At 73.1% G+C, this 14,390-nt stretch carries 11 protein-coding genes; 8 read left to right on the top strand and 3 right to left on the bottom strand.

The genetic code is table 11. The features are described 5' to 3' along the window. Window positions 1-51: 51 nt before the first annotated feature. A complete protein-coding gene (locus tag E0W78_RS00640; protein ID WP_131401926.1) occupies window positions 52-885 on the top strand; it encodes an aldo/keto reductase in 834 nt (277 codons plus the stop codon). Between the two features lie 19 nt (window positions 886-904). On the opposite strand, the gene E0W78_RS00645 is transcribed toward E0W78_RS00640, so the two are convergent. Both E0W78_RS00645 and E0W78_RS00650 read right to left on the bottom strand, forming a co-directional pair. After that, entirely contained in the window at window positions 905-1,711 is an 807-nt protein-coding gene (locus E0W78_RS00645; protein WP_131401927.1) for an alpha/beta hydrolase, read from the bottom strand. Window positions 1,712-1,792: 81 nt separating this feature from the next. Beyond that, window positions 1,793-2,989, bottom strand: a complete 1,197-nt coding sequence (locus E0W78_RS00650; protein ID WP_131401928.1) for a SpoIIE family protein phosphatase — start codon at window positions 2,987-2,989, stop codon at window positions 1,793-1,795. Between the two features lie 172 nt (window positions 2,990-3,161). Here E0W78_RS00650 and E0W78_RS00655 point away from each other — a divergent pair, with 172 nt between their 5' ends. The 6 genes from E0W78_RS00655 to E0W78_RS00680 all read left to right on the top strand — a co-directional run bounded on the left by E0W78_RS00655 (window position 3,162) and on the right by E0W78_RS00680 (window position 12,167). After that, window positions 3,162-4,304, top strand: a complete 1,143-nt coding sequence (locus tag E0W78_RS00655; RefSeq protein ID WP_131401929.1) for an acyl-CoA dehydrogenase family protein — start codon at window positions 3,162-3,164, stop codon at window positions 4,302-4,304. Window positions 4,305-4,580: 276 nt separating this feature from the next. Beyond that, on the top strand, window positions 4,581-6,245 hold the full coding sequence (gene kdpA / locus E0W78_RS00660) for a potassium-transporting ATPase subunit KdpA (RefSeq protein ID WP_131401930.1): 1,665 nt from the start codon (window positions 4,581-4,583) through the stop codon (window positions 6,243-6,245). Beyond that, window positions 6,242-8,320: a potassium-transporting ATPase subunit KdpB gene (gene kdpB / locus E0W78_RS00665; protein WP_131401931.1), complete on the top strand. Its 2,079-nt coding sequence runs from the start codon at window positions 6,242-6,244 to the stop codon at window positions 8,318-8,320. The genes kdpA and kdpB overlap by 4 nt, the downstream gene beginning before the upstream one ends. 13 nt (window positions 8,321-8,333) lie before the next feature. Then, window positions 8,334-8,948: a potassium-transporting ATPase subunit KdpC gene (kdpC, locus tag E0W78_RS00670; protein WP_347559416.1), complete on the top strand. Its 615-nt coding sequence runs from the start codon at window positions 8,334-8,336 to the stop codon at window positions 8,946-8,948. Between the two features lie 16 nt (window positions 8,949-8,964). Then, window positions 8,965-11,472 carry an ATP-binding protein gene (locus E0W78_RS00675; RefSeq protein WP_242686164.1) on the top strand — a complete coding sequence of 836 codons (2,508 nt, stop codon included), beginning with the start codon at window positions 8,965-8,967 and terminating at the stop codon, window positions 11,470-11,472. Window positions 11,473-11,483: 11 nt separating this feature from the next. Next, complete coding sequence (locus tag E0W78_RS00680; protein ID WP_131401933.1) at window positions 11,484-12,167, top strand: response regulator transcription factor; 684 nt, start codon at window positions 11,484-11,486, stop codon at window positions 12,165-12,167. Between the two features lie 97 nt (window positions 12,168-12,264). Here the strand turns inward: E0W78_RS00680 and E0W78_RS00685 are convergent, their stop codons facing one another. Next, window positions 12,265-12,999 carry a MerR family transcriptional regulator gene (locus E0W78_RS00685; RefSeq protein WP_131401934.1) on the bottom strand — a complete coding sequence of 245 codons (735 nt, stop codon included), beginning with the start codon at window positions 12,997-12,999 and terminating at the stop codon, window positions 12,265-12,267. Window positions 13,000-13,173: 174 nt separating this feature from the next. Between E0W78_RS00685 and E0W78_RS00690 the strand changes: the two genes are divergently transcribed. Then, the gene (locus tag E0W78_RS00690; RefSeq protein ID WP_131401935.1) at window positions 13,174-14,388 is read left to right on the top strand and encodes an acetyl-CoA C-acetyltransferase; all 1,215 of its coding nucleotides are present in this window, start codon (window positions 13,174-13,176) and stop codon (window positions 14,386-14,388) included. Window positions 14,389-14,390 lie beyond the last annotated feature (2 nt).

Raw genomic sequence — 14,390 nt, forward strand, 5'->3', positions numbered from 1 at the left:
CGACAACTGGTTGCACGCGCGGGTATTTGCGAGCGGTTCTATGGTGGGGTCATGACCGTTCCCACCATCACCCTGAACAACGGCGTCGAGATCCCCCAGCTGGGCTTCGGCGTGTACCAGGTCGACCCGGCCGAGACGAAGGACGCGGTGCTCACCGCCTTCGAGGTCGGCTACCGGCACGTCGACACGGCGCAGATGTACGGCAACGAGGCCGGCGTCGGCGAGGCCCTGGCCGCCTCCGGCCTGGCCCGCGAGGACGTCTTCATCACCAGCAAGCTGAACAACGGCCACCACGCCCGCGAGGACGCGCTGCGCTCGTTCGACGAGACCCTCGAGAAGCTCGGCGGCGAGTACGTCGACCTGTTCCTCGTGCACTGGCCGCTGCCGGGCATCGACATCGACTACGTCGACACCTGGAAGACCATGGAGGAGATCGCCGCGTCGGGCAAGGTCCGCGCCATCGGCGTCTCGAACTTCCAGCCCGCCCACCTGGACCGCCTGCTCGAGGCCACCGACACGGTGCCGGCCGTCAACCAGGTCGAGGTGCACCCGTACCTGACCAACGAGGCCGTGCGCTCCTACTCCGCCGACAAGGGCATCGCGATCGAGGCCTGGTCGCCGATCGCCCAGGGCCAGGTGCTGGACGACCCGACGATCACCGAGATCGCCCGCAAGGTCGGCCGCACGCCGGCCCAGGTGACCCTGCGCTGGGCCATCCAGCGCGGCGACATCGTCTTCCCGAAGTCGGTGACCCGCTCGCGCGTGGAGGAGAACTTCGCGCTGTTCGACTTCGAGCTGGACCAGGCCGACGTCGACGCGATCGCCGCGCTCGACAAGGGCCACCGCACCGGCCCGGACCCGGACACCTTCAACTGGATCCCGTGAGCCCGGCGCCCGGGCCGCGCTAGGCCCGGGTGGTGGTCTCCTCGACGAGCCGGACGATCGTGTCCGGCTCGTCGATCATCGGCACGTGCCCGGCGCCGAGCAGGTCGACGTGGACCGCGTCGGCCAGCTGGCGTCGGGCCCGGCTGCTCTGCCCGTGGCGCAGGATGCGGTCGCGGGTGCCCCACGCCACCGTCACCGGCACGTCGACGGTGCCGTGGAAGTTGTACGTCGCGCCGGAGCGGGCGATCGGCCAGAACGCCGAGCCGTTCTTCAGCGCGAGCGAGTCGCCGTACATGCCCTCGGCGTCGAGCCGCTCGGTGTGCGTGAACAGCGCCAGCCCGGCGAGCCGGCGGCCCAGGCGGGTCGCGGTGACGCGGCGCAGCACGCCGGCCGGCGCTGCCGCGGTGCCCTTGAGCACGGCGAGGACGCCGAGCGCCTGCAGCCGGTCGCCCAGGTGGCGGAAGAAGCCGGCCGGGCTCAGGGCCACCACCGACGCCGCGTGGCCGCGCTGCGCGAGCTCGAGCGCCATCGCGCCGCCCAGCGAGTTGCCCACGACGTGCGGGCGCGAGACCCCGAGCCGGTCGAGCTCGGCGACCACGGCGCGGCAGGCCGCCTCCATGTCGATGCGCGACCCGCGCGGGAACGGGTCGGACTCGCCGAACCCGGGCAGGTCGGCGGCGATGACGTCGTAGCTCTCGGCGAGGCGCGCGAGCACCGGGTCCCAGGCCTGCCGCCGGTGGCCGATGCCGTGGAGCAGGAGCAGCGGCTCGCCGGCGCCCTTGCGGGTGATCGCCAGGCGCTGGGTCGGGGTCGGGGTCGTGGACATCGGGCTCCTCCGGTCGGTACGTGACACGCAGGATGTCACATGACGCGACCGGGCGACAGGTCCGGCGACCTCAAGCCGCCGCTACGCGCGTCGGTAGACCGACAGCACCGTGATGTCGTCCATGGGCATCCGCTGCCGCGCCAGCGAGTTCACCGCCGCGAACAGGTCGCGCGGCGCCGCGTGGCGACGGACGAGGTCGGCGACCGGCTCCAGCCAGCGGTTCTCGTCGTCGAGCAGGTCCAGGACGCCGTCGCTGAACACCACGAGACGGTCGCCGGCCTCCATGCGCGTGACGTGCTCGGTGAACCCGCGGCCGGGGATGACGCCCAGCGGGAGGTCCTCGCCCCGCATCTGCTCGGCGGTGCCGTCGGCGCGCACGAGCACGGCCAGGCCGAGGCCGGCGTCCACCCAGCGCAGCTCGCCGGAGGCCAGGTCGGCGACGCCCTCGAAGAGGGTGACGAACGAGCCGGCGCGGTCGAGGTCGGCGATGCTGCCCTGCTCGAGCAGGGTGATGACGCGCCCGAGGTCGGCGCCGTCGGCGACGGCGCTGCGGGCCGCGCGCAGGCCGACGCGGACGCCGGCGCCGATCAGCGCCGCGCCCGTGCCCTTGCCCATGACGTCCGCCAGGCCGAAGCTGAGCAGCCCGTCGGTGACCGAGTAGTCGAAGTAGTCGCCGCCGACCGCCTGTGCGGGCGTGCACACGCCCTCGACCTGCCACTGCTCGAGCTCCAGCGGGGCGTCGGGCAGCATCGCCGCCTGCACCATGTGCGCGCGCGACATCTCGGCCGAGGCGAGCAGCTCGGACTCGGCCCACGCGCCGAGCTCCTCGAGCAGGCGCATCTCGCGCTCGCTGAAGTCGCGCGGCTGCACGTCGAACAGGCAGAAGGTGCCGAGCGCGTTGCCCGCCGGGTCGCGCAGGACGCGCGCGGCGTAGAAGCGCAGCGCCCCCTCGCCCGTGGCGAAGGGCAGGTCCTTGAAGCGGGGGTCGGCCGCGGTGTCGTGCGAGACCACGACCGTGCCCATGTCCAGGGCGCGGCTGCAGTAGGTGTCCTGGCGCGGCACGGGGTCGCTCGGCAGGCCGCAGATGGTCGGGTACCAGGCGTGGTCGGCCTCGATGAGCGTGATGGAGGACGCCGGCACGTCGAAGGCCACCTGCGCGGTCCGGGTCAGCCGGTCGAGCCGTTGCTGGTGGACGTCGTCCAGGACGCCCACGTTCTCGACCGCCCGCAGCCGTCGCTGCTCGGCCTCGACCTCGTGCTGCTCCGGCTGAGCGCTCACGTCCTGCCCCCTGTCGTCGTCCGTGCTCTCGCACCCTAGTCGGCCCGGCGGCCGCGGACCTGACGACCGCGCGGCGCCCTGGCCGCTCGTCCCGGTCCGGTGGCCGGTGGCGTGCTTGCAACCGTGACAGCATCACTGTCACCATGAGGGCTCCCCAGTGAGGAGCATCACCATGCAGCGCGACATCTTCGAGTCCGACCACGACGCCTTCCGCGACACCGTCCGCGCGTTCTGCGAGAAGGAGGTCGCGCCGCACCACGAGCAGTGGGAGAAGGACGGCGTCGTCCCGCGCGAGCTGTGGCAGAAGGCCGGCGAGCTGGGCCTGCTCGGCTTCATGATGCCCGAGGAGCACGGCGGCGGCGGGATCCACGACTTCCGCTTCAACGCGATCATCTCCGAGGAGCTGGCCCGCATCGGCGCCAGCGGTGTCGGCTTCGTGCTGCACACCGACCTGGTGTCGAGCTACCTGCTCGCGCTCGCGAACGACGAGCAGCGGGCGCGCTGGTTCCCGCCGTTCTGCACCGGCGAGATCATCAGCGCCATCGCCATGACCGAGCCCGGCACCGGCTCGGACCTGCAGAGCATCGCCACCACCGCGGTGCGCGACGGCGACCACTACGTGCTCAACGGCGCGAAGACCTTCATCTCCAACGGCATCCTGGCCGACCTGGTGATCGTGGCGGCCAAGACCGACCCGTCCGCCGGCGCCATGGGCGTCTCGCTGATCGTCGTCGAGCGCGGCATGGCCGGCTTCGAGCGCGGCCGCAACCTGGACAAGATGGGGCTCAAGGCCCAGGACACCGCCGAGCTGTTCTTCGACGACGTCCGCGTGCCGGTCGAGAACCTGCTCGGCCAGGAGGGCCACGGCTTCATCTACCTCATGCAGAACCTGCCCCAGGAGCGCCTGGCCATCTCGGTCGGCGCGATGGCCGCGACCCGCGCGATCCTGGACATGACGCTGGACTACGTGAAGGAGCGCAAGGCGTTCGGCAAGCCGATCGGCTCGTTCCAGAACAGCCGCTTCGTGCTGGCCTCGCTGGAGACCGAGTACCGCATCGGCCAGTCGTTCGTCGACGCCAGCATCGCCGCCCACCACCGCGGCGAGCTCACCGCCGAGGAGGCGGCCATGGGCAAGTGGTGGACGACCGAGCTGCAGAACAGGGCCGCGGCCCAGTGCCTGCAGCTCCACGGCGGCTACGGGTTCATGACCGAGTACCCGATCTCCAAGGCGTACACCGACAGCCGCATCCAGACGATCTACGGCGGCACGACCGAGATCATGAAGGAGATCGTCGGCCGCTCGATGGGCCTGTAGGGAACCTCGCCGGGCCCCGTCCCGGCGCGGACGCGGAGGGACCTCGCTCGCCGGGAGCGGGGTCCCTCCGTTGTCCCCGCCCGGTCGCCGCCTGCTGCGTAGGGATGTCGTCAGGAACCGGCCGGGAGCCGTCAAGGAAGCGTCAAGAGCCCTCCGGTCCGGCGTCGTCCGGGCGTAGGAACGGGGCGTGCTCGACGTCCTCTACGTGCTCCTCACGCTGGGAGCCTTCACCCTGCTGGCCCTGCTGGTCGACCTCCTGGACAGGAGGGCGCAGCGATGAGCGACGTGCTGCCCGCCCTCGGCCAGGCGGTCGTCCTCGTCGCGGCCCTCGCCCTGTCCACCCCGCTCCTGGGCGGTCACCTCGCCCGGACCTACACCTCCGAGCGCCACCTGCGCCCCGAGCGCCTGACCTACCGGCTGCTGCGCGTCGACCCGGACGCCGACCAGACCTGGCGCACGTACGCGCTCAGCGTGCTCGGCTTCTCGCTCGTCGGCCTGCTGCTCCTGTTCGGCCTCGGACGCCTGCAGCAGCACCTGCCGCTCTCGCTCGGCTTCGACGCCCTGCCCGCCGACGGCGCGTGGAACACCGCCGTCTCGTTCGTGGCCAACACCAACTGGCAGTGGTACTCCGGCGAGGCCGCCGCGGGACACCTGCTCCAGGCCGCCGGCCTGACCGTGCAGAACTTCGTCTCGGCCGCCGTCGGCATGAGCGTCGCCGCCGCGTTCGCGCGCGGCCTGGCCCGCAGCCGGGCCGGTGGACGCGTGGGCTCGTTCTGGACCGACCTCGTGCGCAGCCTCGTGCGCGTGCTCGTCCCGATCGCCGTCGTCGGCGCCACCGCGCTCGCGGTCGGCGGCGTCGTGCAGAGCTGGCACGGACCGCGCGACGTCACGACGCTGACCGGCGGCAGCCAGCCGGTGCTCGGTGGGCCGGTGGCCAGCCAGGAGGCGATCAAGGAGCTCGGCACCAACGGCGGCGGCTTCTTCAACGCCAACTCCGCCCACCCGTTCGAGAACCCGACCCCGGTCACCAACCTGCTCGAGATCTTCCTCATCCTGCTGATCCCGTTCGCGATGGCGTGGGCGTTCGGCCTGATCGTCAAGGACAAGCGCCAGGGCGGCGCGGTGCTGGCCGTCATGGCCCTGCTGCTCGGCGTCTCGACGGCGCTGCTGACCTGGGCCGAGATGGCCGCGCCGGGCACCGCGCCGACGCTGGCCGGCGGCGCGATGGAGGGCAAGGAGGTGCGGTTCGGCGAGGCCGGCTCGGCCCTGTTCGGCGCCGCGACCACCGGCACGTCCACCGGCGCGGTCAACGCCATGCACGACTCGTTCACCGCCCCCGGCGGCGGCCTGACGATGTTCAACATGATGCTGGGCGAGATCGCGCCCGGCGGCGTGGGATCGGGCCTGTACGGGATGCTCGTGCTGGCCGTGGTCGCGGTGTTCCTGGCCGGCCTCATGGTCGGACGCACGCCGGAGTACCTGGGCAAGAAGATCAGCCAGCGCGAGATCGTGCTCGTCGCCCTCTACGTCCTCACCACCCCGGTGCTCGTGCTCGCCGGCACCGCGCTGGCGCTCAGCGTCCCGGCGGGCCTGGCCGGCCTGCAGGAGAGCGGGCCGCACGGCCTGTCGGAGGCGCTGTACGCCGTCACGTCGGCCTCGAACAACAACGGGAGCGCGTTCGGCGGGCTGACGTCCGGCACCCCGTTCTGGAACACGCTGCTGGGCACGTGCATGCTGCTCGGCCGCTTCGTGCCGATCGTCCTCGTCCTGGCCCTGGCCGGACGCTTCGCCGGCGCCCAGCGGCTGCCCGCCGGTGCCGGCACGCTCCCCACCCACCGCCCGCTGTTCGTCGTCCTGCTCTCGGGCGTGGCCGTCGTCGTGGTCGGCCTGACCTATGTGCCGGTGCTCGTGCTCGGCCCGATCGTGGAGTCCCTCTCGTGAACACCCAGACCCTGACCGAACCCGCGTCCGCCACCGCGCGGCGTCCCCTGTCCGTCCAGCTGCGCGAGGCGCTGCCCAGCGCGCTGCGCAAGCTCGACCCGCGCGCGCTGCTGGCCAGCCCGGTCATGCTCGTCGTCGAGCTCGGCGCCGTGCTGACCACCGTCATGACGGTCGTCGACCCCGGCACCACGAGCGTCGGCGTGACGATCTGGCTGTGGCTCACCGTGCTGTTCGGCAACCTCGCCGAGGCGGTGGCCGAGGGCCGCGGCAAGGCCCAGGCCGACAGCCTGCGCGCCCTGCAGGAGGAGACCACCGCGTACCGGCTGACCGGGCGCCCCGACCCGGCGCGCGGCTCGCTGCTCGACAGGCCGGCCGAGGTCGTGCCCAGCACGTCCCTGCGCCCGGGCGACCTCGTGGTCGTGACCGCCGGCGAGCGCATCCCGGGCGACGGCGACGTCGTCGAGGGCGTCGCCTCCGTGGACGAGTCGGCGGTGACCGGCGAGTCGGCTCCGGTCATCCGCGAGTCCGGCGGCGACCGGTCGGCCGTCACCGGCGGCACGATCGTGCTGTCCGACCGCATCGTCGTGCGCATCTCGTCCGAGCCCGGCCACTCGTTCGTCGACCGGATGATCGCGCTGGTCGAGGGCTCCGAGCGCCAGCGCACGCCCAACGAGATCGCGCTGAACGTGCTGCTGACGTCGCTGACCGCGATCTTCCTGGTCGTCGTGGTGACGCTCTACTTCATCGCGGACCACAGCGACGCCGGGCAGAGCGTGCTCGTGCTGACCGCGCTGCTGGTGTGCCTCATCCCCACGACGATCAGCGCGCTGCTCTCGGCCATCGGCATCGCCGGCATGGACCGGCTGCTCCAGCGCAACGTGCTCGCCATGTCCGGGCGCGCGGTCGAGGCGGCCGGCGACGTGGACGTCCTGCTGCTCGACAAGACCGGCACGATCACCCTGGGCAACCGCCAGGCCTGCGCCATGCTGCCGGTCGCGGAGGTCCCGGACGCCGACCTGGCCGACGCGGCGCTGCTCTCGTCGCTGGCCGACGAGACGCCCGAGGGCCGCAGCATCGTGGCGCTCGTGCGCGGTGACGACGCCCGGCCGCCGGTCCCGGCGACGGCCACGCTCGTGCCGTTCTCGGCGTCCACCCGCATGAGCGGCGTGGACCTGCCCGGCCGCTCGGTCCGCAAGGGCGCGGCCTCCGCGGTGAGCCGCTGGGTCGAGGAGCAGCGGGGCGTCGTGTCGCACCAGGTCGGCGAGCTCGTCGAGGGCATCAGCCGCTCGGGCGGGACGCCCCTGGTCGTCGCCGAGCAGCGCGCCGGCGAGGAGCCGCGCGTCCTGGGCGTCGTCCACCTCAAGGACGTCGTGAAGCCCGGCATGCGCGAGCGGTTCGCCGAGCTGCGCTCGATGGGCATCCGCACCGTCATGGTCACCGGCGACAACGCCACCACCGCCGCGGCCATCGCCGAGGAGGCCGGCGTCGACGACGTGCTGGCCGAGGCGACGCCGGAGGACAAGCTGGCGCTCATCCGCCGCGAGCAGGAGGGCGGCCGCATGGTCGCCATGTGCGGCGACGGCACCAACGACGCGCCCGCGCTGGCCCAGGCCGACGTCGGCGTCGCGATGAACACGGGCACGACCGCGGCCAAGGAGGCCGGCAACATGGTCGACCTCGACTCGGACCCGACCAAGCTCATCGACGTGGTGGAGATCGGCAAGCAGCTGCTCATCACCCGCGGCGCGCTCACGACGTTCTCGGTGGCCAACGACGTCGCCAAGTACTTCGCGATCCTGCCGGCGATGTTCGTGGTCGCGTTCCCCGGCCTGGACGTGCTCAACGTGATGCGGCTGAGCAGCCCGGAGTCGGCGATCCTCTCGGCGGTCATCTTCAACGCGCTCGTCATCGTCGCGCTCATCCCGTTGGCGCTGCGCGGCGTCCGCTACCGGCCGAGCTCGGCCGCGGCGCTGCTGAACCGCAACCTGCTGATCTACGGCGTCGGCGGCATCGTCGCCCCGTTCGTCGGCATCAAGCTCATCGACCTGCTCGTCTCGACCCTCCCCGGAGCGTGACCCCGTGAAGACCCTGTTCTCCCTCTACCGCCAGAGCCTGGCCGGCCTGCGGGCCATGCTCGTCGCCACGCTCGTGCTGGGGCTGGCCTACCCGCTCGTCGTCCAGGGGGCCGCCGCCGTCGCGGCGCCGTGGGCCTCACAGGGCTCGATGGTGACCGCCGACGGCGAGCGCACCACCGACCCCGACGAGGCGGTCGGCTCGGTGCTGATCGGCCAGGTCGTGGACGACCCGGACCTGTTCCAGCCGCGGCCCTCGGCCGCCGGCGACGGCTACGGCTACGACACGCTGGCCAGCGCCGGGTCCAACCTCGGGCCGGAGAGCCCGGACCTGGTCGCGCTCGTGCAGGAGCGCCGGGCCGAGGTCGCCACCCGCGAGGGCGTGACCGTGTCGCAGGTGCCGGTCGACGCGGTCACCGCGTCCGGCTCGGGCCTGGACCCGCACGTCTCGGTCGCGTACGCCGAGCTGCAGGCCCCGCGGGTCGCCCGGGCCCAGGGCCTGGACGTCGCCGACGTGGAGGCGCTCGTCCGCGCGCACACCGACGGGCGCACCCTGGGCGTCCTCGGCGAGCCGCGGGTGAACGTCCTGGAGCTGAACGCGGCCGTGCTGCGGGCTGCCGACGACGACTGACTGGCAGGATTCGAGCGTGGAGACGACGGTGCGTCGCGGTCGGCTGATTGTGTACCTGGGTGCGGCACCGGGGGTCGGCAAGACCTTCGCGATGCTGGACGAGGCGCGCCGCCGGCTCGACCGCGGCACCGACGTGGTCGTCGGCTTCGTCGAGACCCACGGGCGGACCCACACCGCGGCCAAGCTCGAGGGGCTCGAGGTGGTGCCCCGCAAGGTCGTCCGCCACGGTGGCGCCGAGTTCACCGAGATGGACACCGAGGCGATCATCGCCCGCCGCCCGGCCGTCGTGTGCGTCGACGAGCTGGCGCACACGAACGTCCCCGGGAGCGTCCATCCCAAGCGCGTGGACGACGTCGAGCAGATCCGGTCCGCCGGCATCGACGTCATCACCACGATCAACGTCCAGCACCTGGAGTCGCTCAACGACGCCGTGGAGCGCATCACCGGGGTCCGGCAGCGCGAGACCGTGCCGGACCCGGTGGTGCGCCAGGCCGACCAGATCCAGCTGGTCGACATGTCGCCCGAGGCGCTGCGCCGGCGCCTGGCGCACGGCAACGTCTACCGGCCCGAGCAGGTCGACGCGTCGCTGTCGTCGTACTTCCGGGTCGGCAACCTCACCGCGCTGCGCGAGCTCGCCCTGCTGTGGCTGGCCGACCGGGTCGACGACGCGCTCGACGACTACCGCCGGGCGCACCACATCGACTCGCCCTGGCCGGCCAAGGAGCGCATCGTCGTCGCCGTCACCGGCGGGCCGGAGAGCGAGAGCCTGCTGCGGCGGGGCGCCCGTCTGGCCCAGCGGTCGGCGGCCGGCGAGCTGCTCGCGGTGCACGTCATCGTCGAGGACGGTCTGGCCGGGCAGGACTCGGCCCGCATCGCCCGGCTGCAGCAGCTCACGGCGTCGCTCGGCGCCACCTTCCACTCCGTCGTCGGCGAGGAGCCGGCGAGCGCGGTGGTCGACTTCGCCGTCGGCGCCAACGCCACGATGATCGTCGTCGGCACGTCCAGCCACGGCCGCCTGCGCCGGCTGTTCACCGGCACGACCGGCGAGCGGGTCGCGTCGCTGGCCGGCTCGGTGGACGTCCACCTGGTCACGCACGACGAGCGCCCCCGTCTGGCCGGGCGCCGTCGCCGTCCGTCGTCCCTCGACCGGCGCCGCCGGGTGGCCGGTCTCGTGCTCGGCATGCTGCTGCCCGTCGTGCTCACCCTCGCGCTGCGCGGCGTCGAGCACAGCAGCGAGCAGCTGCCGCTGGACGTCCTGCTGTTCCTGGGCGCCACGGTGCTCGTGGCGCTGGTGGGCGGACTGCTGCCGTCGCTGGTCGCCGCGCTCAGCGGGTTCGTGCTGCTCAACTGGTTCTTCACCCCGCCGGTGCGCAAGCTGACGGTGTCCGAGCCGACGAACGTCCTGGCCCTGGTGGTGTTCGTGGCGGTGGCGGTGGGCGTCGCGTCGGTCGTCGACCGGGCCTCGCGCCGGGCGGCCGACGCCGTCCGGGCCCGCACCGAGGCGGCCACGATGACCGCCCTGTCCCGCTCGGTGCTGACCGGGCAGGACACCGCCGAGGCCGTGGTCGAGCGGGTGCGCGAGACGTTCGGCCAGGAGTCGGCGTCGCTGCTCGCCCGCGCGGGCGGCTCGTGGCGGGTCGTCGCCGGCACGGGCGGCCGGCCACCGCGCTGCCCCGAGGACGGCGAGACCACGGTCGACGTCGACGCCGAGCACGCGATCGTCCTGCACGGCAGCCCGCTGCGGGCCGGCGACCGCCGCGTCCTGGAGGCGTTCGCCGTGCAGACCAGCCTGGTGCTCGAGTACCGCCGGCTGCGCGAGCGGGGCGACCGGGCGGCGGCGCTCGAGCGCGCCGAGGCCACCAGCACCGCGCTGCTCCGGGCCGTCTCGCACGACCTGCGCACGCCGCTGGCCATCACCCGCGCCGCCGTCGACGGGCTGGTCTCCGACGCGCTCGCCCCCGACGAGCGGGCCGAGCTGGTGGCCGCCGTCGCCGAGTCGACCGGCCGGCTCGAGCAGCTCATCGACGACCTGCTCGACCTGTCGCGGGTCGAGTCCGGCTCGCTCCGGCCGGTGCTGCGTCCGCGCAGCCTGGAGGAGGTGCTGCCCGTGGCGGTGTCCGGCCACGCCCCGGGCGCGGTCGAGCTCGTGCTGGACGAGTCGGTCCCGTTCGTCCGCACCGACGGGGGCCTGCTCACCCGGGTCGTCGCCAACCTCGTGGCCAACGCGGTCCGTCACGGCCGCGGCGCACCCGTCCGGGTCACCGCGCACGTCCTGGCCGACACGGTGGAGGTGCACGTCGTCGACCGCGGACCTGGGGTGCCGGCGGACGTCCGCGAGCAGATGTTCGAGCCGTTCCAGCGCCTGGACGACACCGGGGGAGAGGGGCTGGGCCTCGGCCTGGCCGTGGCGCGCGGGCTCACCGACGCCCTTGACGGCACGCTCACCGCGGAGGACACGCCCGGCGGCGGGCTGACGATGGTGCTGGCCCTGCCGCGGGCCGGCCGCGACGAGGAGGACGCGTGACGGGAGGTCCGGTGAGCGGGAAGGTGCTGGTCGTCGAGGACGAGCCGGCGCTGGCCCGCGCCCTGGCGATCAACCTGCGCGCCCACGGCTGGGAGGTCCTCACCGCCCCGGACGGGCGGTCGGCGCTGGACGCCGCGGCCACCGGTGCCCCGGACGTCGTCGTGCTCGACCTCGGCCTGCCCGACCTGGACGGCACCGAGGTGATCGCCGGGCTGCGCGGCTGGACGAACGTCCCGATCGTCGTGCTCTCCGCGCGCCAGCACGGCGAGGACAAGGTCGAGGCGCTCGACCTCGGCGCCGACGACTACGTGACCAAGCCGTTCGCGATGAACGAGCTCATGGCCCGTTTGCGGGCGGCGGTGCGCCGGGCCCAGGACGCCGGCACGCCTCAGGTCGCCGAGGTCGTCGTGGGCGACCTGGTCGTCGACCTGGCCCGCAAGCGCGTCGCGCGGTCCGGCGAGGACGTCCGGCTCACGCCCACCGAGTGGTCGTTCCTGGAGCTGCTGGCCCGCCACGTCGGCACGCTCGTGCCGCGCGACCAGATCCTGCGCGAGGTGTGGGGGCCGGCCTACCTGCACGAGGGGCACTACCTGCGGGTCTACGCCGCGCAGCTGCGGCGCAAGCTCGAGGCCGACCCCGCGCACCCGCGCCACCTCATCACGTCCCCGGGCCTCGGCTACACCCTCGAGCCCTAGGGGCGTCCGCTCCCTGAGCCGCTCACCCGCTCCCTGAGCCTGTCGACGGGGGCTTCGACGGGCTCAGCCAGCGGTGCTCGGCTCAGCCGGCGGCCGGTCAGGTGCGGCGGTGGACGCTGGCGCGCTTGGTCTCGTCGATGGCCTGGGCGTAGGAGTTGACCAGCGCCTGGATGGTCAGCGGCTTGAACCGCTCGACGATGGCGCGGATCTGCGCCGGCGACTCGTGCGACTCCTTCAGGTGTGGCCAGACGTGGACGCGGAAGACCTCGTCGATCTCGTGGGCCATCGCGCGCCCGTGCTCGGCGAACACGCGCCGGGCGGCGTCCGCGGCCTCGATCGGCAGGCCGATGTCGATGAGCGAGACGCCCAGGCCCAGGTGCGCCGTCGCGACCTCGAAGACGTCCTCGGTGGGGGTGGGGTCGACGACGCCGAGCGCGACGAGCAGCTCGAGGTCGGCGTCGCTCAGCGCGCGCCCGGCCCGCTGCTCGAGCTCGGCCCGGGGCAGCGTCTCGGGCTTGGTCGGGGTCCAGGGGGCGAGCAGGGTGCGCTGCAGCGCGACCCGCTCGGGGCTCGCGTCGCCGGGAAGGTTCTCGAGATAGCCCTCGATCGCCGCCAGGGTGAAGCCGTGGGCCTGCAGCTCGCGGACGAGCTCCAGCCGCACCAGGTGGTCGGGGCCGTAGTAGCCGTTGCGGCCCTCACGGCGCGGCGGCGGGATGAGCCCGCGCCCGGCGTAGAAGCGCACCGTGCGCACGCTCATGCCGACCCGGCTGGCCAGCTGCTCGATGCTGAGGGTGTCGGCCGACTCGGGAGTCTCCGTGGGTGCGGCGCTCATGGGGGAAGGATAGGTCGCGGCGTGCGCGCGACGGTCGCCACCGGCCACCGCGATGATGATGTGGGTCACGTCACCGGGGCGCCCTACCGTTCTGACAGTTCTGGTGTCACAATGACCGGAGCGCAGTAAGCAAGCGCTTACATGCATGGACATTCCGCTGGGAGGACCCACCCCATGACCGACGCCTTCATCTACGACGCGATCCGCACGCCGCGCGGTCGCGGCAAGAAGACCGGATCGCTGCACGAGGTCAAGCCGGTCACCCTCGTGACCGGTCTGCTCGAGGAGATCCAGAAGCGCAACCCCAACCTGGACCCCGCCCAGATCGAGGACGTGATCCTGGGCTGCGTGTCGCCGATCGGCGACCAGGGCGCCGACATCGCCAAGACCGCCGCGCTCGCGGCCGGCCTGCCCTACGACGTCCCCGGCGTCCAGCTCAACCGCTTCTGCGCGTCGGGCCTCGAGGCGGTCAACCAGGCCGCCGCGCGCGTCCGCTCCGGCTGGGAGGACCTCATCGTCGCCGGTGGCGTCGAGTCGATGAGCCGCGTGCCGATGGGCTCGGACGGCGGACCGTGGGCCATGGACCCGCGCACCGCGCTGCAGGCCGACTTCGTGCCGCAGGGCATCAGCGCCGACCTGATCGCCACCATCGAGGGCTACAGCCGCGACGACGTCGACGCGTTCGCCGCCGAGTCGCAGGCCCGCGCCGCCAAGGCGATCGCCAACGGCTACTTCAAGAACTCGGTCATCCCGGTCGTCGACCCCAACGGCCTGACGATCCTCGACCACGACGAGTTCGTGCGCGAGGGCACGACGGCCGAGAGCCTCGCCGGCCTCAAGCCGTCGTTCAAGGACCTCGGCTCGTTCGCCGGCTTCGACGACGTCGCGCTGGAGAAGTACACCGAGGTCGAGCGCATCAACCACGTGCACCACGCGGGCAACAGCTCGGGCATCGTCGACGGCGCGGGCATCGTGCTGATCGGCTCCGAGGCCGCCGGCGACCGCCACGGCCTCACCCCGCGCGCCCGCATCGTCTCGACCGCCGTCGTCGGCTCCGAGCCCACGATCATGCTGACGGGCCCCGGCCCGGCCAGCCACAAGGCGCTGCAGAAGGCCGGCCTCACGCCGGACGACCTCGACCTGGTCGAGATCAACGAGGCGTTCGCCGCCGTCGCGCTCAAGCTCATGCGCGACCTGGGCGACTTCCCGGCCGACCGCACCAACGTCAACGGCGGCGCCATCGCGATGGGCCACCCGCTGGGCGCCACCGGCGCGATGATCCTCGGCACCCTGGTCGACGAGCTCGAGCGTCGTGAGGGCCGCTACGGCCTGGCCACGCTGTGCATCGGCGGCGGCATGGGCATCGCCACCGTCGTCGAGCGCATCTGATC

The organism is Aeromicrobium sp. IC_218, from assembly GCF_004336805.1.
In the GTDB taxonomy this organism is placed as follows: Bacteria; Actinomycetota; Actinomycetes; order Propionibacteriales; family Nocardioidaceae; genus Aeromicrobium.